Raw genomic sequence first — 23,212 nt, 5'->3', positions numbered from 1 at the left:
ACTGACACGATGAATCCATGACGACGTCGACGACCCAGGACAGCTCACTGGACCTGGACCAGCCCGAGGTTTTGACGAAAGCGGCGGATGCGACCGCCGCCGACACGGCTGCCCGGGCTGCTGCTGATGCGAACTTCGTCCGTGAGGTGTCCATCGCGAGCGCCTCCGCGTCCGAGGCCCGCGCGATCCAGCCCCGCTCCTCCAACGGCCGCTTCGCACGGACCGACGAGGAGGACGACGGGCTGCCCGCCGACCGGTTCCTCGACCGCGAGATCTCGTGGCTGCAGTTCAACGAGCGGGTCCTGCAACTGGCCGCCGACGAGAACGTCCCCCTGCTCGAGCGGGCGCGGTTCCTCGCGATCTTCACGTCCAACCTCGACGAGTTCTTCATGGTGCGCGTCGCCGGTCTCAAGCGCCGCATCGCCACCGGCCTGGCCGTCCGCTCGGCCTCGGGCCTCGAACCCCGCGAGGTCCTCGAGCAGATCTCCACCGTGGCCCACGAGCTCCTCGACATGCAGGCCCGCGTCTACGACGACCTCGTGCAGCCCGCGCTCGAGGACGAAGGCATCCAGGTCATGCGCTGGGACGAGCTGTCCGAGGACGAGCAGACCGAGCTCGGGCAACTCTTCACCGACCGGGTCTTCCCCGTCCTCACGCCGCTCGCCGTCGACCCGGCCCACCCGTTCCCCTACATCTCCGGGCTGTCGCTCAACCTCGCGGTCCTCCTGGTCAACCCCAAGACCGGCAAGGAGCACTTCGCCCGGGTCAAGGTCCCACCGCTCCTCCCCCGCCTGCTCCGCGTGGGCGAGACCGGCTCGGCGGGCGACGTCTACGACGTGCGGTTCGTCCCGCTCGAGGACGTCATGGCCTCTCACCTCGACCAGCTCTTCCCCGGCATGGAGGTCCACGAGCACTACACCTTCCGGGTCACCCGCAACGAGGACCTCGAGGTCGAGGAGGACGACGCCGAGAACCTCCTCGCCGCCCTGGAGAAGGAGCTGACCCGGCGCCGCTTCGGCCCGCCCGTCCGGCTCGAGGTCGACCGTGACATGGACGACCACGTCATGGACCTGCTCGTGCGCGAGCTCGGTGTCTCGGGCCACGAGGTCTACCGCCTGCCCGCACCGCTCGACCTGCGCGGGCTCAACATCATCGCCGACCTCGAACGCTCCGACCTGCACTACCCGGCGTTCGTCTCGCGCACCAACAGCGACCTCGCCCCGACCGAGAGCGCCAAGGCCCGCGACATCTTCGCGAGCATCCGCAAGCAGGACGTCCTCCTCCAGCACCCCTACGACTCGTTCTCGACGTCGGTGCAGGCGTTCATCGAGCAGGCAGCGGCCGACCCCAACGTCCTCGCCATCAAGCAGACCCTCTATCGCACGAGCGGCGACTCCCCCATCATCGACGCCCTCATCGACGCCGCCGACAGCGGCAAGCAGGTGCTGGCCGTCGTCGAGATCAAGGCCCGCTTCGACGAGCAGAACAACATCTCCTGGGCCCGCAAGCTCGAGCGCGCCGGCGTCCACGTCGTCTACGGCATCGTCGGACTCAAGACCCACTGCAAGCTCAGCCTCGTCGTCCGCCAGGAGGAGGACGGCCTGCGCCGCTACTGCCACGTCGGCACCGGCAACTACAACCCCAAGACGGCCCGCCTCTACGAGGACTTCGGCCTGCTCACCTGCGACCCCCAGGTCGGCGAGGACCTCTCGCGACTGTTCAACCAGCTGTCGGGCATCGCGCCACGGACCAAGTTCAAGCGCCTTCTGGTGGCGCCGCGATCGGTGCGCACCGGGCTCCTCGAGCGCATCGACTCACAAATCCAGAAGGAGCGCGCGAGCACGGGGAGTGGCTACATCGGCTTCAAGGTCAACTCCATCGTCGACGAGCAGATCATCGACGCCCTCTATCGCGCCTCGCAGGCCGGCGTGAAGGTCGACGTCTGGGTCCGCGGCATCTCCTCCCTGCGACCCGGGGTCGCAGGCCTGTCCGAGACCATCACGGTTCACTCGATCCTCGGCCGCTTCCTGGAGCACTCCCGCGTCTTCCTCTTCGGCACCGGCGACGACGTCGAGGCCCTGATCGGCAGCGCCGACATGATGCACCGCAACCTGGACCGCCGCGTCGAGTGCCTCGTGCGACTTTCCGACCCACGCCACCTCCACGACCTCACGTCACTCATGACCAAGGGCATGAGTGGCGACTACTCGCACTGGAGTCTCGAGAGCGACGGCCGCTGGGCCCGACACCACGTCGGCACTGACGGCGAACTGCTCGAGGACGTGCAGGCCGTCCTCATCGAGATGCACGCGAAGCGTCGACGCAAGGCTCGTCGGCGCTGAGCACTCAGGCCCGAGCCCAGAGCATCCCCGCGGCAGGCACGCTGCCGTGGCGGATGCGTGACGGCGTGCTCGAAGTCGCCCTCGTCCACCGCCCTCGCTACGACGACTGGTCCTGGCCCAAGGGCAAACTCGACGCGGGCGAGGACTGGGGCACCGCCGCGGCCCGCGAGACGCTCGAGGAGACCGGGCTCGAGGTGCGCCTCGGTCGGCCCCTGCCCGAAGCCCGTTACCTGCTGCTCACCAAGGCGGGCGAGCAGGGCGAGAAGATCGTCCGCTACTGGGCCTCCACGGTCACCGGCGGCAGCGGACTCCTCGAGAACGAGATCGACGCGGTCGAGTGGCTCGACGTGGTCGAGGCCAACGTCCGCCTCGACTACGCCCACGACCGCGAGCAGCTGCGAGCCCTCGTGCGCGCTCACACCGAAGGTTCGCTGGACACCTGGCCACTGGTGATCGTGCGGCACGCCAAGGCTGTGCCGCGCTCGGACTGGAAGGGCGATGACCGCGAGCGCCCCCTTGAGGCGCGCGGACGAGAACGCGCGGATGCGCTCATCCCAGTGCTCACGGCATACGGGATCTCCCGGATCCTCACGTCACCGTCCGTGCGTTGTCTCGACACGATCTCCCCGTATGCCGTGTGGTCCGGGATCGTGCCCCGCGCCAAGAAGGGCCTGTCCGAGGAGGGCCACGAAGCGGACCCCGCGAAGACCGAACAGCACCTCGAGCGCGTCCTTGAGCGCGGTGAGCCGGCGGCGGTGTGCTCGCACGGACCTGTGATGGGCACCCTGCTCGGTGCTCTCGGCACACGACTCGATCTCGTGGGCGACGGCTCGGTGGAGATGCTCGAGGCCTTCGTCGAGGCGCAGGACGACAACCTCGTCAAGGGCGAGGCGTTCGTGTGCCACGTCGCCGGTGTCGGGTCGGACGCACGCATCGTCGCCGTCGAGCGCCACCTGAACCCCTGAATCTCGACTTCGTGCCCCGCACGGACAACTCGCTGGCGCTCGCCGTAGCGCCTGACTCTCGTCTTCGTGCCCCGCACGGACAACTCGCTGGCGCTCGCCGTAGCGCCTGACTCTCGTCTTCGTGCCCCGCACGGACAACTCGCTGGCGCTCGCCGTCCGTGCGGGGCACGAAGACGAACTGGGGGGATCTGACTCCCACTTGAACTGCGCGAAAGGCAATGGCCGAACAGCGTTCACGTCGCGTTCACCGGGCACGGGCCATCGCGTCATCGGCCATCCCTACCTTCGCAGTGTCGGGCACCACGCTCGGCCCAGATTCCTTGTCCTTGTGAGAGGTCCACACAGTGAAGATTCAGCGTCTCGGCGCGATGGCGTCCCTCGCCCTCGTCGGTTCGATTGCCCTGGCCGGTTGCGGCTCCGACAACAACGCCAGCGCCGACGCCGGCACCGGCGACAGCACCGCGTCATCGAGCGGCTCCGCCGGCACCGAGGACTGCTTCGAAGGCACCCTCAACGCCGAAGGCTCGTCGGCCCAGAAGAACGCCTTTGAGGAGGTCGGCTCGAAGTTCAGCGAGAAGTGCTCCGGTGCGACGATCAACTACAACCCGTCTGGCTCCGGCGCGGGCGTCAAGCAGTTCATCGGCGGTCAGGTCGACTTCGCCGGCTCCGACTCGGCCCTCAAGACGGTGGAGAAGGACGGCAAGGTCGAGGCCACCGACGCAGCCACCTTCTGTGGCTCCCCCGCGTGGAACATCCCCATGGTCACCGGCCCCATCTCCGTGGCCTACAACCTCAAGGGTGTCGACAAGCTCACCCTGACCCCCGCCGTCATCGGCGACATCTTCCAGGGCAAGATCACCACCTGGAACGACCCGAAGATCGCCGCGGTCAACTCTGGTGTCAGCCTCCCCGCCACCGCGATCAAGCCCTTCTTCCGCTCCGACGAGTCGGGCACGACCGAGAACTTCACCAAGTACCTCAAGGCCGCTGCCGAGGCGAACTGGCCGGGCGAGCCCGCGAAGACGTGGGACGGCAAGGGCGAGGGCAAGGGCAAGTCCGCCGGTGTCACCGAAGGCGTCAAGAGCACCGACGGTGGCATCACCTACGTCGAGTGGAGCTACGCGAAGGACGCCGACCTTGGTGTCGCCGCGATCGACAACGGCGCCGGCGCCGTCGAGCTCACCTCCGAGACCGTCGGCAAGGCCATCGCCACGGCGAAGCAGACCGGCACGGGCAACGACCTCGCCCTGAAGCTCGACTACGCCACGAAGGAAGCCGGGGCCTACCCGATCAACCTCGTGACCTACGAGATCGTCTGCTCCAAGGGCAAGGACGCCGCGAAGCAGAAGAACATCAAGGCGTTCCTCAAGTACTTCGCCTCCGAAGAGGCCCAGAAGGCCATCGAGGAGATCGGCTACGCGCCGCTCCCCGCCGACGTGCAGACCAAGGTCGCGACCGCGATCGACGCGATCTCCTGATCAGGTCCCTTCCAGACCTTCAGATCATCTGATCCACTGAGGGGGCGGAGCCAGACCGGCTCCGCCCCCTCTCCCCTCCCCCACCATTTCCGAGAGGAATCGACCTCGTGCCATCGATCACCGGTCACAGTGCGATCGACGAACTGCCCACCGAGGACGGCCGCCCACTGCTCGAGGCCGACAGGGCCGACACCGGTCGACTCGGAGACCGCATCTTCGGCGGCCTCGCGACCGGATCGGGCATTTTCGTCGTTGTCCTGGTCACCCTCGTGGGGGTCTTCCTCGTCATCCAGGCAGTGCCGTCGTTGCTCAACAACAACGCGAACTTCCTCACGTCACGTGAATGGGTGGCCAGCGGCACGGATCCGCGCTTCGGCATCGTCGACCTGTTGTGGGCCACGATCATCACCTCGCTCATTGCCATGTTCATCGCCGTGCCTCTCGGCGTGGCTGTGGCGCTGTTCATCACCCAGTACGCCCCCGACTGGCTGAGCAAGCCTGCGGCAGCGCTGGTGGACCTGCTGGCCGCCGTCCCCTCGATCGTCTACGGGCTGTGGGGCCTCTTGGTCGCAGGTCAGTACTTCGAACCCATTGCGAAGCTCATCGACACGGTGCTGGGGTGGCTCCCGTTCTTCACCTACACCGGAACACCGAGCGCCAAGAGCACCCTTGCCTTCGCCGGGGTCATCCTCGCCATCATGATCCTGCCGATCGTCACGGCGATCTCGCGTGAGGTCTTCGCGCAGGTGCCGACGACGCACAAGGAGGGCGCCCTCGCTCTGGGGGCGACGAAGTGGGAGATGATCCGCACCGCCGTCCTGCCGTTCGGCAAGCCCGGCATCATCTCGGCGGCCATGCTCGGCCTGGGACGGGCGCTGGGCGAGACGCTCGCCGTGACCTTGCTCCTGTCCGCCCTGAACACGTCCGACAAGTTCTCGTTCTCGATCTTCGGCGGCGGCGAGACGTTCGCATCCCGCATCGCCAACGACGCCGGTGAGTTCGACTCGGCGCAGAAGACGGGTGCCTACATCGCAGCTGGCCTCGTCCTGTTCATCCTCACCTTCATCGTCAACGCGGCCGCGAGAGTCGTCATCGACCGTCGGAAGGCCTTCAGCGAATGAGCACCCTCAGCACCCTCGACGATGCAGCCCTGCCCACGGCGCGTGCCGACGACGACTTCGGCGGCAAGTCCAGCGGGCGCGCCTTCAAGGACCAGCTCGCACGAGTCCTGATGTGGACTGCCTTCCTGATCGCCCTCATCCCCCTGATCTGGATCCTCGGGTCAACGATCTACAAGGGCGGCGCCATGCTGCTCGACGCCGGGTGGTGGACCAGGTCCCAGGCAGGAATCACCGCCCGTCGGGAGGGCGGAGGCGCTGTCCACGCCATCCAGGGGACTCTCATCCAAGCGGGCGTCACGGCCCTCATCTCGGTGCCGATCGGTATCTTCACCGCGGTGTACCTCGTGGAGTACGGCCGAGGTCGACTCGCCAAGGTCGTGTCATTCATGGTCGACATCCTCACCGGCATCCCGTCGATCGTGGCCGCGCTGTTCATCTACGCCCTCTGGGTCACGACGTTCAACTTCCAACGCGTCGGCATCGCCGTCTGCCTGGCCCTGACGATGCTGATGATTCCCACGGTCGTCCGGTCGACCGAGGAGATGCTCAAGCTCGTGCCCAACGAGCTGCGCGAGGCGTCCTATGCCCTCGGCGTGCCGAAGTGGAAGACGATCATGAAGATCGTCATCCCCACCTCGTTCTCGGGCATCGTCACCGGCATCCTGCTCGGCCTCGCCCGTGTCATCGGCGAGACGGCACCGCTGATCATCCTCGGGCCATACACAGCGGTCATCGCAACGAACCTCTTCGACGGGCTCATGCCGACCCTGCCGACGATGATCTACCAGAACTACGGCGAGACCCTCGAACCTTCTGTCGACCGGTTGTGGGGTGCTGCCCTGACCCTCATCCTCATCGTCTTCCTGCTGAACATCGCCGGCCGGTTCATCGGCCGGTTCAGCAAGGTGCGGAACTGACCGCGCCGCGCACACGGCATACCCCTGAATTTCTGAACCCAGAGAGAAACGACAGCACATGGCCAAGCGCATTGACGTCAAGGACCTCGACATCTACTACGGCGACTTCAAGGCCGTCGAAGGGGTCACCCTCACCGTCGAGCCCCGCTCCGTGACGGCCTTCATCGGCCCGTCCGGCTGCGGCAAGTCGACGGTGCTCCGCACCCTCAACCGGATGCACGAGGTCATCCCCGGTGGTCGCGTCGACGGCAAGGTGACGCTCGACGACCAGGACCTCTATGCGTCGTCGATGGACCCGGTGGCCGTGCGACGCACCGTCGGCATGGTGTTCCAACGGCCCAACCCGTTCCCGACGATGTCCATCCGCGACAACGTCGCCGCCGGGCTCAAGCTCAACGGCGTCAAGAACAAGAAGAAGCTCGACGAGGTCGTCGAGAAGTCACTCCAGAGCGCCAACCTGTGGAACGAGGTCAAGGACCGCCTCGACAAGCCGGGCGCCGGCCTCTCCGGTGGTCAGCAGCAGCGGCTCTGCATCGCTCGCGCCATCGCGGTCGACCCACAGGTGCTCCTCATGGACGAGCCCTGCTCCGCGCTCGACCCGATCTCGACCCTCGCCATCGAGGACCTGATCAACGAGCTCAAGAGCCAGTTCACCGTCGTCATCGTCACGCACAACATGCAGCAGGCGGCGCGCGTGTCCGACCAGACGGCGTTCTTCAACCTCAAGGCGACCGGTCAGCCCGGGCGCCTGGTCGAGGTCGACGACACCCAGAAGATCTTCAGCAACCCGACGCAGAAGGCCACCGAGGACTACATCTCGGGCCGCTTCGGCTGAGCCGCAGCACCCCGGCCAGGGCCGGACACCAGAGCACGCCGTGCGGCAGGGGGGGCACGGCGTGCTCCGCTGTCTCTGGGGCGTTTGGGCGGGGCAGGCGGGGGGGCGAGACGTCCACCTCTTGATGGAACACCCATGTGGAGGTGGACACCCCGTCAGGAAGTGATCCTTTCGCGACTCAACCGGGCGAGAGGGCGGGCAGGGCGGGGGTCAGGAGGTGACGAACTTGAGGAGCAGGTAGGTGCCTGCGGCCACGAGACCGGCGCCCGGGAAGGTGAAGACCCAGGCCCCGACGATGTTCTTGGCCACGCCCCAGCGCACCGCCTTGATCGACTTGGTCGAGCCGACGCCCATGATCGCCGACGTGATGGCGTGGGTCGTCGAGATCGGGGCACCCGTGGCGGTGGCGACGAACAGCACGGCTGCAGCCGTCGTCTCTGCCGCGAAACCCTGGGGCGGGTCGAGGTGGATGATGCGCCGGCCGAGAGTGCGCATGATCCGCCACCCACCGGCATACGTGCCGGCAGAGATGACCAGTGCGCTGGCGACGAGCACCCACAGCGGAATGTGGTCGTCGCCGGTGGCGTGGAAGCCGCCGACGGTCAACGCGAGCACGACGACACCGGCCGTCTTCGCTGCGTCCTGCATGCCGTGCCCGAACGCCATCGCGGCGGCCGACACCGTCTGGGCGTAGCGGAAACCACGGTTGACCCTGCCCGGGTGGCCCTTCTGGAAGATCCAGAGGATCGCCGTCATGACGAGGAAGCCGACGATGAGCCCGATGACGGGCGAGGCCACCATCGGGATGATGACCTTCTCGAAGACCTTGGCCCAGTGGACCGTCGTCGACGCCGCGATGGCCGCGCCGCCCAGCCCACCGATGAGCGCGTGGGACGAAGACGACGGCAGGCCGAACCACCAGGTCAGGAGGTTCCAGGCGATGGCGCCGACGAGCCCGGCCGCACAGATGGTCAGACCGACCTTGCCGGCGGGGGCGTCGATGATGCCGCTGCCGACGGTCTTGGCGACCTTGGTGCCGAGGAAGGCGCCGAAGAGGTTGGCGATCGCCGCCATTCCCAACGCAATTCGCGGAGTCAGGGCACGGGTCGACACCGACGTTGCGATGGCATTGGCCGCGTCGTGAAAACCGTTGGTGTAGTTGAAGCCCATCGCCAGTGCAACGACGAGGGCCACCGGGATCCAGCTGTCCACAGTGGTCAGGACTCCTTGACGGCGATGCCCTCGACCTTGTGGGCCACCGTCTCGAACGCATCGGCAGCGGCCTCGAGCTCGTCGATGAGCTCCTTGTGCTTCATCACGGTGATGGCGTCGGCACCCTCGGCGTTGAAGAGCTTGGCCAGCATGCGTCGGTAGGCCTTGTCAGCCGAGTTCTCGAGCCGGTTGATCTCGATCCAGTAGTCGCTCAGGTCCTTCATCGAGCGCAGCTTGGGCATCGCCTCGACGGTGAGCTCGGCCATGCGCGACAGGATCTCGACCTGCTTGGTGACGCCCTTGGGGAGGTTGTCGATCCGGTAGAGCGCCACGAGGTCGGCGGCAGCTTCCATGTGGTCGACGCAGTCGTCGAGGGCGCTCGCGAGGCCGTGGATGTCCTCACGGTCGAACGGCGTGATGAACGAGGAGTTCACCTTGCGCAGGAGCTCATGGGTGGCCTCGTCGGCCGACGTCTCCACATCGCTCATGCGAGCGGCGATGATCTCGCGCTCCTCTTGGGTCTCCGCGCCGAGAATGGCGGTGAGCTCCGCCGCGCCCTCGATGAGGTGCTTCGCGGAAATCGAGAAGAGTTCGTAGAACCCGTTGTCCTTGGGGGTGAGGCTGAAGCCCACGAGAGTCGCTCCGAACGGCTCGAGGTACAGGTGTCGCTGACAAGGCTAAGGCCTCTTGGCCATCCACGTGTCATCGGCGGTTCACCGAGTGTTCGACCTGCGGGTTCGCGGACGAGAGGGGGGAAGAGGTGTGGTGCCGGACCGGGAGCACCTCACGGCGCGAGGCCGCTCGTAGCGGCTGAAATTGGGACCCGGGGCTGCCGCGATCCGGCACCACCAGACAAGCCTAACGCCGGTGCAGTCCCGATGTGTTCCCGACTTCGAAGACGTCGGGTATGCCGTGTGGCTCAGTCCAGCTCGTCGGCGCGCCAGAGAGCGGCGCTGGCGACGAGGTCCTCGCCGGTGCGCTGCATAGCGGCGGCGCTCGTGGTGAGAGTGCCTGCGGTCGCCGGGTCGGTGGAATCGCGGTCGTGAGCCAGCTCCGCGCGCCCTGCGGCGATGACGGCGCAGAACGCCGCGGCACGCTCCAGGGCGACGGCCAGGTCACCGGCGAACACACCCGTGAGGATCTCGTCGGCGAGAGCCATGACCTCGGCGGGACCGGGCGGTTCGGCCACCCCGGCCACAGCGTGGGCGACGTCGGTGAATCGCATCCCCGCGGCATACTGCCGGCTTGCCTCCACGGGCTGGCGGCGCACCCACTCGCGCAGTGCGTAGAGGCGCCACAGGGTGCCCGGCAGGCTGCGGGCCGGGCGGGCAGCCCAGAGATCCGCGACGGTCGAGAGGCCGAGCTCGTCCACGAGCGCGACCAGCCGGCCCGTCACGGTCGGGTCGTGAACAGCGCGGCCAGTGCCGACAAGGACGGCCGCGGTCTGGTGCGCGATCTCGACGATCTCGGCGGGGCCGGGGAGGCCTGCGCCGTGGGCTTCAATGGCGTCCGGACCGAAGTGGACCGGGCGCCGGGGGACGTTGCGCCCACCTTCGGAGGTCATGCCCCCATTCTCGCACCGGGTCTACGGTGGGGATGTGTGCAGCTATTGCGGGTGCCAGTCGATCGAGATGATCGGGCGCTTCATGGCCGAGCACGAGGACATCGTCAACCTCGCCGGGGACCTGCGGCGCACGGCGGTGAGCGGTGACGCCCAGGCCGTGTCGGACGCCCTCGACAGCGCCGTGGGGCATCTTCAGCCGCACACCGGGGCCGAGGAGAAGGGCCTGTTCACGGTCCTGCGCCGCAACCCCGACTTCACCGACCACATCGCCACCCTCTGCGCCGAGCACGACCGCCTCGACGAGCTGGCCGAGCAGATCCGTGGTGGCCACCTGGAGCTGATCGACACGTTCGTCCACGAGCTGCGCGAACACATCGACAAGGAAGAGAACGGCCTCTTCCCCGCCGCCGCGATCGAGATGTCCGGCGAGGACTGGGACGAGGCCGAGACGCTGACCCGGGCCCCATAGGTTGGGTTCCATGACGGACACCGCTGCCCCTGAGGCCTACGAGACCTTGCTCTGGGAGGTGTCGGACGACGGCATCCTCACACTCACCCTCAACAGGCCGGAGGCACTCAACGCGTTCACCGTGACGATGGCGCGCGAGCTCGAGCACGCGTTCCGTCGGGTCAACGGCGACGACTCGGTGGCAGCCGTCGTGGTGACCGGTGCGGGGCGGGCGTTCTGCGCGGGGATGGACCTGTCGCGCGCGGGCAACGTGTTCGGGCTGGACGAGTCGCTGTCGCCGACGTTGGAGGACATGCGCGAACGGCTGGACTCGCCCGAGATCGCGGAGGGCGTGCGCGACACCGGCGGTCGCGTCGCCCTGGCGATCTTTGACTGCACCAAGCCGGTCATCGCGGCGATCAACGGACCGGCCGTGGGGATTGGCGCGACGATGACGCTGCCGATGGACGTGCGCCTGGCGTCGACGGCGGCGCGGATCGGGTTCGTCTTCGGGAAGATCGGCATCGTGCCGGAGGCCTGCTCTTCGTGGTTCCTGCCGCGTTTGGTGGGCGTATCGCGCGCGCTCGAATGGACGTATGCCGCCGACATCCTCTCCCCCGCCGACGCCCTGGAGGGTGGCTTGGTTCGCACGGTGGTGGAGCCAGAAGCGTTGTTGGGCACGGCATACGAGCTCGCCCGTCGTTTTGTTGTCGGGAAGTCGCGGGTCGGTACGGCACTGACTCGGCAGATGATGTGGCGCAACGCTGCTCAACCGCACCCGCTCGAAGCGCACCGCGTCGACTCGCTCGCGATGTGGGTCACGAGCGTCGGCGACGGCAAGGAGGGTGTGGCCGCGTTCAAGGAGAAGCGGGCGGCGGAGTTCACGTCGGCGGCGTCCACCGACCTGCCCGGCTGGGTGCCGTGGAACTAGCCCGGTTCGTCGAGGCTCAGGACGCGGGCGGGACGTATGCCGCAGCCCTCGCCGAGCTGAGGCATGGCCGCAAGAAGAGCCACTGGATGTGGTTCGTCTTCCCGCAGATTGCCGGTCTCGGGCGGAGCGCCATGGCGCAGCGGTATGCCGTGTCAGACCTTGCGGAGGCCCGCGCCTTTCTCACGGATCCCGTTCTCGGACAGCGGCTGCGGGAGTGCTGCGCGGTGTTGTTGGAGCTGCAGGGGTCGGATCCGGTGGCCGTGTTCGGCGGGATCGATGCCGTGAAACTGCGCTCGTCCATGACCTTGTTCACGCACGCTGCCGAGGCCGAGCTGGACCGCGATCTGTTCGTCGGCGTGCTCGACAAGTACTTCGACGGCGCCGAGGACTCCGCCACCATCGCGCTCCTCGGCTGAAGGACCCCAGCGCCGCCCGGTATCGTCTGCGGTCGTGTGGGTTCACGCCCGCGCGGGCCTCTAGCTCAATGGTTAGAGCTGCGGACTTTTAATCCGTAGGTTGTGGGTTCGAGTCCCACGGGGCCCACCATCGAATGTCGACAAGGACTTCAGGTCATGGGCCATCACCACTCGCGCCACACCGGTCAGGACACGAAGCGGATGCGCAACATCGCGCTCGCCGTGATCGTTCCCTGCGGGCTCATCACCCTCCTTGCGCTGATCTGGCTCTGGCCCCCGGCCACAGACACGGTGGACCAGTCCGGAAGGGCGGACCAGTCCAGTGCGCAGGTCATCGGCGTCGACGAGGTGGACTGTCCCAAGACCGAAGCACCGGAGGAGCCCCAGACCAGCGGAACGTCGCTGGTTGCAACGGTCTGCGGGACGGCACAAGTGCAGATCACCAACGGTGCGGACCGCGACCGACGAGTCACCGTTGAACTGCCCAACGGTCCGGGCGCCCCCACAGTCTCCGAGGGCGACAACGTCATCGTCGTGAAGACCACCGCACCGGAGGGGGATCGCTACGACATCGTGGACCACCAGCGGGGCACGGGGCTGTGGCTCCTGGCCGTCGCCTTCGTCCTCGCGGTGGTGGCCTTCGGCAGGTGGCGCGGCTTTGCAGCCCTCATCGGGCTGGCCGTGACCTTTGCCCTGCTCCTGTACTTCGTCGTGCCCGCCATCCTTGCCGGGTCCTCGCCACTCCTCGTGGCCATCGTGGGCTCTGCCGCCATCATGCTCACCGTCCTGTACCTCACTCACGGTCTCAGCCTCCTGACCTCCGTCGCCGTGTTGGGGACTCTGGCCAGCCTCTGCCTCACCGGAATCCTCTCGGCGCTGTGGGTGGCCGGCATGCATCTCAGTGGGTTCTCGGACGAGTCATCGACCTTCCTGGCTACGTCGCAGGGCGTCAACATGCAGGGCCTGCTGCTCGCCGGAATCGTCATCGGAACCCTCGGCGTCCTGGACGACGTCACGGTCACCCAGGCGGCCACCGTGACCGAGGTTGCCCGGGCCAATCCGGGGTACGGCCTGCGCGAGCTCTATCGCGCCGGCACCCGCGTTGGCCGGGCGCACATCGCTTCGGTGATCAACACCATCATTTTGGCGTATGCCGGATCGTCACTTCCGCTCCTCATCCTGATCGCCGCGAACAACACCTCGATCAGCAACGTCGTCACGACCCAGGTCATCGCTCAGGAGATCGTCCGCAGCGTCGTGGCCACCCTGGGGCTGATCGCCGCAGTCCCCATCACGACGGCCCTGGCCGCCGTGACCGCACGACGGGCCCTCTGACCCGAACGGGTGAACCCGGGGGCAGGGATCCGGCGAACCGTTGACAATCAGCATTCTGGACATCTAATATCTAGATTATGAGGATGAACGAAGGCGTGGAGTGGGCGCTCCACAGTTGTGTGAACCTGTGCTTCATTCCAGGAGAGACGGTGACCGCAAAGCGGCTCGCCGCGTTCTACGAGCTACCCACGGCGTACCTCAACAAGCAGTTGCAGGCACTCGGCCGGGCCGGGATCCTGAGCTCGACCTCCGGACCCAAGGGCGGGTTCGAGCTGGCCCGCAGCCCCGAGCGGATCACCGTCCTGGACGTCGTCACCGCAATCGACGGGCCCGAAGAGGCCTTCAGATGCACGGAAATCCTCAAGGCCGGACCCGGCGCCGACCAGAAGGCCGACTACCGCAAGACCTGCTTGGTCTCCATGACGATGCGCAAGGCCGAGCTGACCTACCGCCGCGAACTGGCCGGCACAACGATCGCTGATCTGGTCGGCCAGGTCGAGCAGACCCACCCGGAGACAGCGGTCAACACCCGCAACTGGTTCGCCAACCTCACGTCCTGACGCCCTCAGCAAACCCACGCACTCAAGGCAACACCAGGTTCTGGACATCACACATCAACATTAGGAGCAGACCCATGATCCTCGTTCGCGCAGCAGAAGCCGAAGTACTCCCCGCCAGCGGCGTCACTCTCTTCGCCGACACCCCTGCCACCGACGGCCACCTCACCAGCCACCGGTCGGTCTTCAGGCCGGGCAAGGAAGGCGCACCGCCGCACCTCCACCACGAAGCATCAGAACTTTTCTACGTGATCGCCGGCAGCCTCCGGGTCCTCACCGGCGAAACCCTCACCACCTTGAATGTGGGCGACTTCCTGGTGGTCCCCCCGAACACCCCGCACGCCTTCGAAGCAGCCGGGACAACAGATGCCCAGGTTCTCTTCGTCCTCACCAACGCCAAGCCCCGGTTCGACTACTACCGCCTCCTCGAGCGGGTCTACCGCGGCGAGGCCGATCCCAAGGAACTTGGCACCACCAGCACGCTCTACGACAACCACTACGTCGACAGCCCCACCTGGCAGACCCGCTGACCTCACAGCCCCGGACGTCGATTCACTAGAAGTCGCTGTCGTTGTCCGTCTCGGCGTAGGTCGTGGTGGCGGCGGCGTTGCTGGCGAGGTCACGCACGCTGGCACTCGGGATCCAGCTCATGTTGGCTGCTGCACCGGCGATCGTGATCCTGGTCGTGAGGCTGGGGGTGCCGAGGGTGATGGTGAGGGTGGAGCCGTTCATGGTGAGAGTCGAGAGTGTCCCCGTGACCCCGAAGTTCACTGCGCCAGTGACGTAGTCGGTCCTGTTCAGGTTGATGGTGCCCAACGGCAGCAGGGTGGTGTTGGCGCCGTTGTAGACGGTGAGCCGGTCCTTGGTGCCGCCGCTCCCGGTGGCCCGGACCACCACGTTCTGGGCGGTTGCTCCGTTCCATCCGGCGATGATCGAGCTCGGGGTGACCGCCTCCGAGTACGTCAGGGTGAGGGTGTCCTTCAGGTCGAGCTTGCGCACCGTTCCGCCAGTGGTGTTGGTCGCGGTCAGACCGGCCGCCACCGGCTTGGTGCGGTCGATGGCGTATGCCGTGCTGGCGGTCCGCGCGTTGCCGACGGTGTCGGTGGCGCGAACGGTCAGGGTGTAGGTGTCGTCCGCGGGGAAGGTGCTGGCAGCCAGTGGCAGGCTCCACGACGTGGTGCCATTGGCCGGGACCCACATCGGGGTGGCGGAGCCGAAGGTGGTGCCGGACAGGAAGAGCCCGGTGCTGGCGCGCTGCACGCTGACCTCCACGGTGGCGACACCGGCCGGTGAGTCAAGGGTGGTACCGCAGATGTCGCCGGTGGCTGCGACACAGCCGGCGTCGTAGGTGGTGGCGTTGTAGCGGCCACCCACCGCGGGGAAGGTGGTGGCGATGGTGGGGGCAGTGGCGTCGACGGTCCAGGACCGGCTGGTGGCTGGGCCGGTGTTGCCCGCGACATCCACGGCGCGGACCGCGAAGGTGCGCGAACCATCGGCGAGGGACGCGTAGGTCCTGGGGCTGGTGCACGCGGTCCAGGTCCCACCGTCGAGCTGGCACTCGAAGCGAGCATTGGACTCGCCCGTGAAGGTGAACGTGCCGCTTCCGGAGGTCGTGCCGGTCGGCCCGCTGGTGATGGTCGGCGCGGCGGGCGCGGCGCGGTCGAGGGTGATGCTCACCGAGTCGAGCGCAGTCAGGCCGACACCGTCAGTGGCGCGGGCGCGCACCGTGTAGACCCCGTCGGCCGGGAAGGACGCACCGGGCATCGACAAGGACCAGGTGGTGGAGCGGGTCACCGGCAGGAACACCTCGGAAGGGCTGCCGAAGCTGCTCCCGTTCCAGTACAGCTGCGTGGACGCTCGCTGGATGCTGACGTGGACGGCGGACAGGTTGCCCTGGGGGTCGGAGGCGGTGCCGCAGATGTCGCCTGCGGGCGTGCCGCACCCGGCGTTGTAGCCGGTTTCGTTGTAGGCACGGCCACCGGCGGGCGAGCTGACGTTGACGTTGGGTATGCCGGTGTCGACGGTCCAGCTGTAGGACGTCGCGGCGCTGACGTTGCCAGCGGCATCGGTCCTGCGGACAGCGAAGGTGTGCGCACCAGGAGCCAGCGGGCTGTAGCCGACCGGGCCGGTGCAGACGGTCCAGGAGCCGGCGTCGAGGCGGCACTCGGACACAGTGCCGGTCTCTGCGGTGGTGAAGTCGAACTGGACGGAAGGGCCACTGGGATCCTGCGGGGCCTGGACGATGACGGGCGCCGAGGGCGCCGCAGTGTCCACGGTCAGGTCCGTACCCCCAGTCGTGGAGTTGCCCACAGCATCGGTGGCGCGCCACCGGACGGTGTAGGCGCCGTCGGCGGGAAAGCTGGTGGCCTCGAACGGGTAGCGCCACGACGTGGTTCCGGTTGCGGTCTGCCAGGTCTCACTCGCCGCCGCGAACCCAGTGCCGTCCCAGTAGCCGTTGGTGGCCACCCGACGGATGCTGACCGCGACGCTGGCCAGTCCGCTGCGCGCGTCGCTGGCCGTTCCACACAGGTCCCCGGTGGTCGGTGTGGCGCAGCCCGCAGCCCAGCTGGCGTGGTTGTAGGTGCCAGAGCTGGGGAAGGTCAGCCCCGCGGAGGGGGCGATGGCGTCGACCGTCCAGGTGCGTGAGGTGACGGTGCTGATATTGCCGGCCCGGTCGAGCGCCCGCACCGCGACGGTGTGCGACCCGTCGCTCAGCGCGTCGTACTGCTTCGGGCTCGCACAGGGCGTCCACGGCCCGCTGTCCAGGCGGCACTCGAAGGTGGCGTTCGGGTCGCCGGCGCTGAAGCCAACGGTCACCGCCGGCCCGCTGGTTGCCGGCGGCGAGATGGTCAGAGTTGGTGCGGTCGGGGCGGTGCGGTCAACGGTGAAGGTGCGGGAGTCGTAGCCGAGGTTGGCCCCGTCGCTGGCCCTCGCGCGCACTGTGTAGTCGCCCTCGAGCAGCGAGCCCGACCCGATGGCGTAGCTCCAGTCGGTGGCGGTCAGCGACCCCGGCAAAAAGGTCTCGGTGCCCCCGGAGAAGCTCGCTCCGTTCCAGTACAGGCCGGTGCTGATCTGGCGCAGGCTCACCGCGACCGCGGTCACGGCGGTGTCGTCCTCTGCCGTGCCGCACAGGTCGCCAATGGAGGCCGTGCCGCAGCCGGTCGTGAAGCCTGTGTCGTTGTAGGAGCCCCCCAGGGCGGGGAAGCCGATGCTCACCGTCGGGATCGTCAGGTTGACGGTCCACGTGTAGGACGTGACCGCGCTGACGTTGCCCACCGTGTCGGTCGCGCGCGCCTGGAAGGTGTGTGAGCCGGCCGCCAGTTCGGCAAAGCTCGTCGGGCTCTCGCACGACGCGTATGCCGCGGTGTCGAGACGGCACTCCACCGTGGCCCCCGCTTCGGCCTCGGTGAAGGCGAAGGTGGCGGTGTCGCCGCTCGGGTTGACGGGCGTCTGGGTGAAGACAGGCGCCGGGGGTGCCGTTCCGTCGACGACCACGTCGGTCGCGGCCGCCTCACCGGTCGGTGAGGCGACGGCATACACGGTGTGGGTGCCGTCGCTGGCACCCGACGGGATCAGGACCGTGAGCGCCCCGCCCCCACCGGAGGGAACGACAGCAGGCGTGGCATTGCCGGCCAGGGTGCCGGTCAGTTCGGCGCCGGTAGGACTGTCGAGGCGGTAGCGCAGCGTCTCACCCACGATGAAGCCGCTGGCCGTGCCGGACAGGGACGTCCCGGGCCTCGCCCGGGTCGAGGACAGCGCCAAGGTGGGCGCGGCCACCGTGACGGGGCTGCTCTTGACGCTTTCCAGGCCGCGCCAGTTGGTGGCGAGCACGGGCGTGACGGAGTAGACCCAGGTTCCGGCCGGGACGCCAGACTCCACGCAGCTGGCCAGGAAAAGGGTTCCCGCACAACCGGATCCAACGATCTGCGGGCTGAGTGTCGCCGCGTCGTAGCGCCTGACCAGATAGCCGTCCACGGACGCGCCGTTGGACACCGTGCTCTCCGCCCAGGTGACGCGGACAGCCCGACCCGTGGCTACGGCGCTGGGAGTGGGGACCTGGTTGAGCGATGCCGTTTGGGAGGCGCCGCTGCTCCCCGGTGTCGCGGAGGTCGTCCAGAACGCCCAGGCGGCACCGCCCGTCATGCCGAGGCCCAGCAGCACGACGAGCAGGACCCTGAGCAGGGTCCGCCGCGTGGAGGTCATGGGCCCACCGCCAGGTAGACCGTGATCCGGGCGCCCTGGCACGCGTTCGCGGCGTCCAGGCTCATCGTCAGCGCGTTCGGCAACCTGATCTCGAGCGTGCCGTCAACGCTCCCGCTTCTCGGGGGAACGGCCCAGCCGACACCCCCGTTGGTCTGCGCTGCATAGCTGAGGGCCGACAACGCACACCCGGAATGACCGGCGTCCACGGCGAATCCGCCTGTCCCCTGCGCCCCCTGGAGCACGAGCGCCTCGACGCGCACCGACGAGGCGTTGGGGTTGGTCATGGTCAGGAGGATGTCGGCCCGACCACCGGGGACGAGGTCTGCGTTGGGCAGGCCCGGACTCAGCGTGACGGGCATGACTTTCGCGGTCCTCCCGGCGCCGGAGCCGCTCCCGGACGCACTCCAGAACGCAAAGGCGGCTCCCGCGCCCGCGATGAAGAGCACCGCCAGTCCGAGGAGCAGCGCTGCGCGTGCACCTGCCACCCGCACGCTCACCATCCGATCGACCCGGACGCGCCGTGGACCAGCTCCAGCGACGCGCCCTTGCACCCGTCCCGGTTCCCGGTCGGGTTCGCCACGAGCTCGACGCTCGGCCAGGACCGCTCGGGCAGCGCCAGACCACTGAGGGTGCGCGTGGCCCGGGCGGGGATGGTGATCTTTGTGCCCGCCGGGACCTGCTCCACGGTGTAGTCGCTGATGCCGCACGGATGCTCGGAGTCCGCGTGCGGGGCTCTGACCGCGCGAACACTCACCCGTACGTCGCGGACCACCAGAGGTAGCCAGCGCGGGTTCGCGAACTCCAGGTCGATGCTCGCCCTCGAGCCCGGGGTGATCGGTTCGCTGGCATCACCCGAGATGGTGAACGAAGAACCTGACGACGTGGCCCGACCTCCACCGTGGCCCGTGCCCGTGTCGTCCGGACCCCCGCACCTGATCAAGAGCATGACGATGGCCGCCCCGAGCAGCGCCAGCGCGCCGACCGGGACGTGACGCCTGCGCGCATCGTCGGTCATCAAGCCCTCCGGGAGACGCCGGACGTCCCGGCCCTCTCGCGGTGCAGGTGGATCTCTCGGATCAGCTGTTCGAGGCGGCGTACGCGATGGTGACGACGGCGTCCTTGCAGGCGTCCTGGTTGACGGCCGGCTTGTTGTTGAACGCGATGGTCAGACCCGACCAGCTCCCCACGCCGGTGCCCGCGGGAACCTCCGCGTTGACGGGGGCCGTGCCGCCAATCGTGTAGTCGGTCGGGCCGCAGCCGGCCTTGTCGGTGCCAGTGACGGTGGCGGTGACCGTGCCGACGCGGACCGGGCTGGTGTTCGGGTTGTCGAAGTTGCCGCTCAGGGCCTGTGCCGGCAGTCCCGGCGCGAGACCGGTGACCGTGCTGGTCTGCTTGACCACAATGCTCTGGTTGGACCCGGTCGTCGCCCCACCTGTGCCGGACCCAGTGTTGGTCCAGTAGGCGAACGCCACTCCACCACCCAGGAGAACGAGTGTGGCGGCGGCCCCGATGACAACGGTCTTCTTGTTCAGTGTGCGCATGTGAATAGCCCTGTCCCTAATGTGATTGCCAGCCCGCCCCAGGGCGCCAAGACGGCAGACCCCCAGCCTCGGACCCGCCTGACGACGGCCTAACCCATGGCTGGCACGTCTCAGTGGCTCAAGTGGCTCAAGTGTCTCTCACATGGCGGCATCGCGCGCGGCGAGGCCCGTTGGGGAACGCAGGACCTCGTCCGTCCCGTCCTGCACGAGCTCAGAGTGGGAATGCCAACCCACGAGAGCGCAGGTAGTCGACGCCCACGGCGAGCAGGAAACCGAGGACGGGCGCGCCGACGAAACTGGCGATGCCGGGAAGGCGCTTCTTGAGCGGCGGGTCGGGCTGGCGACGGAACCCGATGAGCTCCATCACGGCATACGCAATGAAACCCAGGAACCAGGGACCGATGACCATCGCCCAGAACCAGAACCACCGCGTCCCCACCCGCGGTGCAGAGCCGGCCACGAGGCCAAGCAGGACGAGGAGACCACCGAGCTTGGCAAGGTTCTCCAGCCCTGTGGATTCAAAGAAGTCGTAGGGCCGCATCGAGACGCCCGCATCGCGCAGCTGCTTCACCACAGCCTTCGACTCCTCCGACGCCTCCGCGCTGAGTCCGCCCATCCCCTGGATTTCGGAGTCAGCGGTGGCCACCTTCCAGCCCGAGTCGCCCCACGTGCGCCAGACGAGGATCCCGCCCGAGGGCTCTCCGGGCCCGTTCAGGGAGGTCGAGTTCGAGACCGTCGTTCCGTCCTCCGTGACGACCTCGTCGTGGAGCGTCGACTGGCGCGCCTCCATCCGGTCGAAGTCGCCCTTGTCGATGCTGTCGGCGACGTACCACTCCTGCACGCTGCCCTGACCGATGTCGGCTCGCAGGTCTCCGAACGTCGCCGCGCGCAGTCCCTCGCTCCAGGACATGGCAATGAGGATCAGGGCGACGATGACGACGGCACCGCCGAACGCCGCGATGAACCGCGCATGCCACCCCGGCTCGGTGCGCTCCCGCTCCGGGGTCGCGACCTGCGCGACGTCGTCCCCTACCCCCACCCCAACCGTCATGACTGAAATATGGCACGACAAACCCCCGCTGACCAGATGCCAACGGGGGCCTGTGAGTCGGGGCGGGTCGGTCAGTCGAACAATTCGGACATGAAGGACTTCTTGCGTCGCGGGTGTCCGTAGCCGTACTGACCCTTGCCGGGCGAGGACGAGTAGCGCGGCGCCTGCCCATAGGCCTGGGCGGCCGGCTGACCATAGGGCTGTTGTTCTTGCCCGTATGCCGGCTGCTGCGGTGCCGCTGCCGGCGGCGCCTGGGGTGGGGCCTGCTGTGCCTGTGGCTGGTGCCAGGCGTTCTCGGCGTTGACGAGGGCCTCGAGCTCGCCGCGGTCGAGGAAGAGGCCGCCGCAGCCGGTGCATTGGTCGACGTGGACCTGGTTGCGCTCGTAGTTCCGCATCTCAGATGCGCACTTGGGGCAGGTGAGGGTGCTCATGCCCACCCCAACGACCGAGCCCCCTCGATCGTCCCGACACCCACACCCGACTTCGTGCCCCACACGGACATGAGGAGCCCAGCGACGATGGTCCGTGTGGGGCACGAAGTCGCTCAGCCGGCAGCGGCGAGGACGTGGGGCAGCAGGAAGAGCATGCCGAGCGACCAGGTGAGGTGGGTGATGATCGGGCCGAGGATGCCGCCGGTGACGCGGCGCTGCAGGCCGACGACGATGCCCAGCAGCACAGCCGCCAACACGAGCAGGGGGACGCCAGCGGCAGCCGAGACCACGGCATACACGATCGTCGTGACGAGAACGGCATGCCGACGACCGACGGCCGCAAAGAGCGCACCCCGATAGAAGAGCTCCTCAGCAACCCCGTTCACCGCGGTGATGACGGCCACGACGGCAAGGGAGCCAAAGCGGGCGTGGTCGAGCAGCCCGTCCACCGGCTGACGCAGCACCGGGATGCGCGCGACGACGAGCGCTCCGACGAGGAACAGCGCGAGAAGCAGGAGCCCCAGGACGAGCGACTGCACGACCGACCGGCTCCGCTCATCACCGCCGCGGGTGTGCGCCCGCCCGAGATGGAGGGGACCGGACAGGAACGCGCCGCCGGCCCACACAGCAGCCAGCGCCAACGTCGCACCATAGAAGAGGCCGTCGCCCGGCGGGATGCGCAGCGCCCAGGCATTCAGGACGAGGCCGACGACGAGCGTGGCCACGGCGACAATGCGCCGTCGTTGGAACGCCCGGTCGGACTCCGCGTGGTCGCGAGCCACGGGCACGACAAGGGTCGCGCGGAAGAACCGCTGCAGTTCCGTGAGTGCATGTCGCATGGCAGTGAGACGATGCCACAGATGACTTCTGACCAGCACGTTCGTGTCCTCGTCACGGGGGCGACCGGCTACATCGGTTCGCGCCTCGTGCCCGCCCTTCTTGCTGCCGGTCACGAGGTCCGCGTCCTCACGCGCTCGGCCGACCGCCTCACCAGCCGCGACTGGCACGACGCCGTCGACATCATCGAGGGTGACGCGACATCTCGCGCCGACCTCGACCGGGCCCTGACGGACATCGACGTCGCCTACTACCTGCTCCACTCGATGGACGGAGGCGCTGACTTCGAGGAGCGCGACCGCGAGCTGGCGCGCACGTTCGGCCTGGCAGCCCAGGCGGCCGACGTCCAGCGCCTCGTCTATCTCTCCGGTCTGCATCCCGATGAGAAGAAGCTGTCGACCCACCTCGCCTCGCGGGTCGAGGTCGGTGACCTGCTCATGGCCTCGGGCGTGCCCACCGTGGTTCTGCAGGCGGCGATCATCATCGGGTCCGGCTCGGCCTCCTTCGAGATGCTCCGGCACCTCACCCACAACCTCCCGGTGATGCTGACGCCCAAGTGGGTCAACAACCGGATCCAACCGATCGCGATCGGTGATGTCCTCCACTACCTCATCGGCGCCGCCACCCTCGGCGGCGAGCACAACCGGACGTTCGACATCGGTGGGCCCGACGTCCTCACCTACCGCGACATGATCCACCGCTTCGCCAGGGTGGCGGGTCTGCGTGACCGGGCCATCGTGACCGTGCCGGTCCTCACCCCCGGTCTGGCCAGCCACTGGGTCGGACTCGTCACCCCCGTGCCGTCGGGCATCGCGAAACCCTTGGTGGGGAGCCTCATTCACGAGGTGGTGTGCCAGGAGAACGACGTCGACGACGTCATCGGCGCGCCCGAGGGCGGGGCGATGACCTTTGAGGACTCCGTGAAGGCCGCCCTCGTGGGCAAGGACGAGACCACCCGTCCCGAGCCGGGCACCGTCGAGCCCGCCCGACTCACGGCCGCCGACCCCGACTGGGCCGGCTGAGCAGCT

The 23,212-nt window shown here is 68.0% G+C and carries 23 protein-coding genes and 1 tRNA gene; 14 read left to right on the top strand and 10 right to left on the bottom strand.

The features are described 5' to 3' along the window. Positions 1-17 precede the first annotated feature (17 nt). The 6 genes from ACFQRE_RS05450 to pstB all read left to right on the top strand — a co-directional run bounded on the left by ACFQRE_RS05450 (position 18) and on the right by pstB (position 7,658). Entirely contained in the window at positions 18-2,342 is a 2,325-nt protein-coding gene (locus ACFQRE_RS05450; protein ID WP_380119729.1) for an RNA degradosome polyphosphate kinase, read from the top strand. After that, the gene (locus tag ACFQRE_RS05445; RefSeq protein ID WP_380120437.1) at positions 2,339-3,307 is read left to right on the top strand and encodes an NUDIX hydrolase; all 969 of its coding nucleotides are present in this window, start codon (positions 2,339-2,341) and stop codon (positions 3,305-3,307) included. The genes ACFQRE_RS05450 and ACFQRE_RS05445 overlap by 4 nt, the downstream gene beginning before the upstream one ends. A gap of 344 nt (positions 3,308-3,651) precedes the next feature. Continuing rightward, complete coding sequence (gene pstS, locus ACFQRE_RS05440; RefSeq protein WP_380119727.1) at positions 3,652-4,785, top strand: phosphate ABC transporter substrate-binding protein PstS; 1,134 nt, start codon at positions 3,652-3,654, stop codon at positions 4,783-4,785. 107 nt (positions 4,786-4,892) lie between these two features. After that, entirely contained in the window at positions 4,893-5,906 is a 1,014-nt protein-coding gene (gene pstC, locus ACFQRE_RS05435; RefSeq protein ID WP_380119725.1) for a phosphate ABC transporter permease subunit PstC, read from the top strand. Further along, complete coding sequence (pstA, locus tag ACFQRE_RS05430; protein ID WP_380119723.1) at positions 5,903-6,823, top strand: phosphate ABC transporter permease PstA; 921 nt, start codon at positions 5,903-5,905, stop codon at positions 6,821-6,823. The genes pstC and pstA overlap by 4 nt, the downstream gene beginning before the upstream one ends. 58 nt (positions 6,824-6,881) lie before the next feature. Further along, positions 6,882-7,658, top strand: coding sequence for a phosphate ABC transporter ATP-binding protein PstB (gene pstB / locus ACFQRE_RS05425; protein WP_380119721.1), 777 nt, complete (start codon positions 6,882-6,884; stop codon positions 7,656-7,658). A gap of 210 nt (positions 7,659-7,868) precedes the next feature. Here the strand turns inward: pstB and ACFQRE_RS05420 are convergent, their stop codons facing one another. From ACFQRE_RS05420 to ACFQRE_RS05410, 3 genes are all read right to left on the bottom strand, one after another. Continuing rightward, positions 7,869-8,870 carry an inorganic phosphate transporter gene (locus ACFQRE_RS05420; protein WP_380119719.1) on the bottom strand — a complete coding sequence of 334 codons (1,002 nt, stop codon included), beginning with the start codon at positions 8,868-8,870 and terminating at the stop codon, positions 7,869-7,871. Positions 8,871-8,875: 5 nt separating this feature from the next. Further along, on the bottom strand, positions 8,876-9,502 hold the full coding sequence (locus ACFQRE_RS05415) for a DUF47 domain-containing protein (protein WP_380119717.1): 627 nt from the start codon (positions 9,500-9,502) through the stop codon (positions 8,876-8,878). A gap of 287 nt (positions 9,503-9,789) precedes the next feature. After that, positions 9,790-10,434, bottom strand: coding sequence for a hypothetical protein (locus ACFQRE_RS05410; protein ID WP_380119715.1), 645 nt, complete (start codon positions 10,432-10,434; stop codon positions 9,790-9,792). Between ACFQRE_RS05410 and ACFQRE_RS05405 the strand changes: the two genes are divergently transcribed. The 7 genes from ACFQRE_RS05405 to ACFQRE_RS05375 all read left to right on the top strand — a co-directional run bounded on the left by ACFQRE_RS05405 (position 10,433) and on the right by ACFQRE_RS05375 (position 14,651). Beyond that, on the top strand, positions 10,433-10,903 hold the full coding sequence (locus ACFQRE_RS05405; RefSeq protein ID WP_380119713.1) for a hemerythrin domain-containing protein: 471 nt from the start codon (positions 10,433-10,435) through the stop codon (positions 10,901-10,903). The genes ACFQRE_RS05410 and ACFQRE_RS05405 overlap by 2 nt on opposite strands. Before the next feature lie 10 nt (positions 10,904-10,913). Beyond that, positions 10,914-11,813 (top strand): crotonase/enoyl-CoA hydratase family protein, encoded by a 900-nt coding sequence (locus tag ACFQRE_RS05400; RefSeq protein ID WP_380119711.1) that lies wholly within the window; start codon positions 10,914-10,916, stop codon positions 11,811-11,813. Next, positions 11,804-12,229, top strand: a complete 426-nt coding sequence (locus ACFQRE_RS05395) for a DUF1810 domain-containing protein (protein WP_380119709.1) — start codon at positions 11,804-11,806, stop codon at positions 12,227-12,229. Before ACFQRE_RS05400 ends, ACFQRE_RS05395 begins: the two co-directional genes overlap by 10 nt. A gap of 54 nt (positions 12,230-12,283) precedes the next feature. Next, positions 12,284-12,359 (top strand) — tRNA-Lys (locus ACFQRE_RS05390). 26 nt (positions 12,360-12,385) lie between these two features. Further along, positions 12,386-13,564: a YibE/F family protein gene (locus ACFQRE_RS05385; protein ID WP_380119707.1), complete on the top strand. Its 1,179-nt coding sequence runs from the start codon at positions 12,386-12,388 to the stop codon at positions 13,562-13,564. 77 nt (positions 13,565-13,641) lie between these two features. Further along, positions 13,642-14,124 carry an RrF2 family transcriptional regulator gene (locus ACFQRE_RS05380; RefSeq protein WP_380119705.1) on the top strand — a complete coding sequence of 161 codons (483 nt, stop codon included), beginning with the start codon at positions 13,642-13,644 and terminating at the stop codon, positions 14,122-14,124. 74 nt (positions 14,125-14,198) lie between these two features. Then, a complete protein-coding gene (locus ACFQRE_RS05375) occupies positions 14,199-14,651 on the top strand; it encodes a cupin domain-containing protein (RefSeq protein ID WP_380119703.1) in 453 nt (150 codons plus the stop codon). 25 nt (positions 14,652-14,676) lie between these two features. On the opposite strand, the gene ACFQRE_RS05370 is transcribed toward ACFQRE_RS05375, so the two are convergent. From ACFQRE_RS05370 to ACFQRE_RS05340, 7 genes are all read right to left on the bottom strand, one after another. Continuing rightward, positions 14,677-18,324 (bottom strand): hypothetical protein, encoded by a 3,648-nt coding sequence (locus ACFQRE_RS05370; RefSeq protein ID WP_380119701.1) that lies wholly within the window; start codon positions 18,322-18,324, stop codon positions 14,677-14,679. After that, a complete protein-coding gene (locus ACFQRE_RS05365; protein ID WP_380119699.1) occupies positions 18,321-18,809 on the bottom strand; it encodes a hypothetical protein in 489 nt (162 codons plus the stop codon). Before ACFQRE_RS05365 ends, ACFQRE_RS05370 begins: the two co-directional genes overlap by 4 nt. Before the next feature lie 8 nt (positions 18,810-18,817). Then, positions 18,818-19,339, bottom strand: a complete 522-nt coding sequence (locus ACFQRE_RS05360) for a hypothetical protein (protein WP_380119697.1) — start codon at positions 19,337-19,339, stop codon at positions 18,818-18,820. Positions 19,340-19,400: 61 nt separating this feature from the next. Beyond that, positions 19,401-19,865 carry a hypothetical protein gene (locus ACFQRE_RS05355; protein WP_380119695.1) on the bottom strand — a complete coding sequence of 155 codons (465 nt, stop codon included), beginning with the start codon at positions 19,863-19,865 and terminating at the stop codon, positions 19,401-19,403. A gap of 211 nt (positions 19,866-20,076) precedes the next feature. Beyond that, positions 20,077-20,916: a hypothetical protein gene (locus ACFQRE_RS05350; protein ID WP_380119693.1), complete on the bottom strand. Its 840-nt coding sequence runs from the start codon at positions 20,914-20,916 to the stop codon at positions 20,077-20,079. Between the two features lie 71 nt (positions 20,917-20,987). Next, on the bottom strand, positions 20,988-21,347 hold the full coding sequence (locus ACFQRE_RS05345; protein ID WP_380119691.1) for a TFIIB-type zinc ribbon-containing protein: 360 nt from the start codon (positions 21,345-21,347) through the stop codon (positions 20,988-20,990). Positions 21,348-21,460: 113 nt separating this feature from the next. After that, positions 21,461-22,186: a CPBP family intramembrane glutamic endopeptidase gene (locus ACFQRE_RS05340; RefSeq protein ID WP_380119689.1), complete on the bottom strand. Its 726-nt coding sequence runs from the start codon at positions 22,184-22,186 to the stop codon at positions 21,461-21,463. 21 nt (positions 22,187-22,207) lie between these two features. On the opposite strand from ACFQRE_RS05340, the gene ACFQRE_RS05335 reads away from it, so the two are divergent. Then, on the top strand, positions 22,208-23,206 hold the full coding sequence (locus ACFQRE_RS05335; protein WP_380119687.1) for an NAD(P)H-binding protein: 999 nt from the start codon (positions 22,208-22,210) through the stop codon (positions 23,204-23,206). Positions 23,207-23,212: the final 6 nt, after the last annotated feature.

Source organism: Knoellia pratensis, from assembly GCF_042666395.1.
Lineage (GTDB): Bacteria > Actinomycetota > Actinomycetes > Actinomycetales > Dermatophilaceae > Knoellia > Knoellia pratensis.
This window is presented reverse-complemented; position numbering and strand designations above follow the sequence as displayed.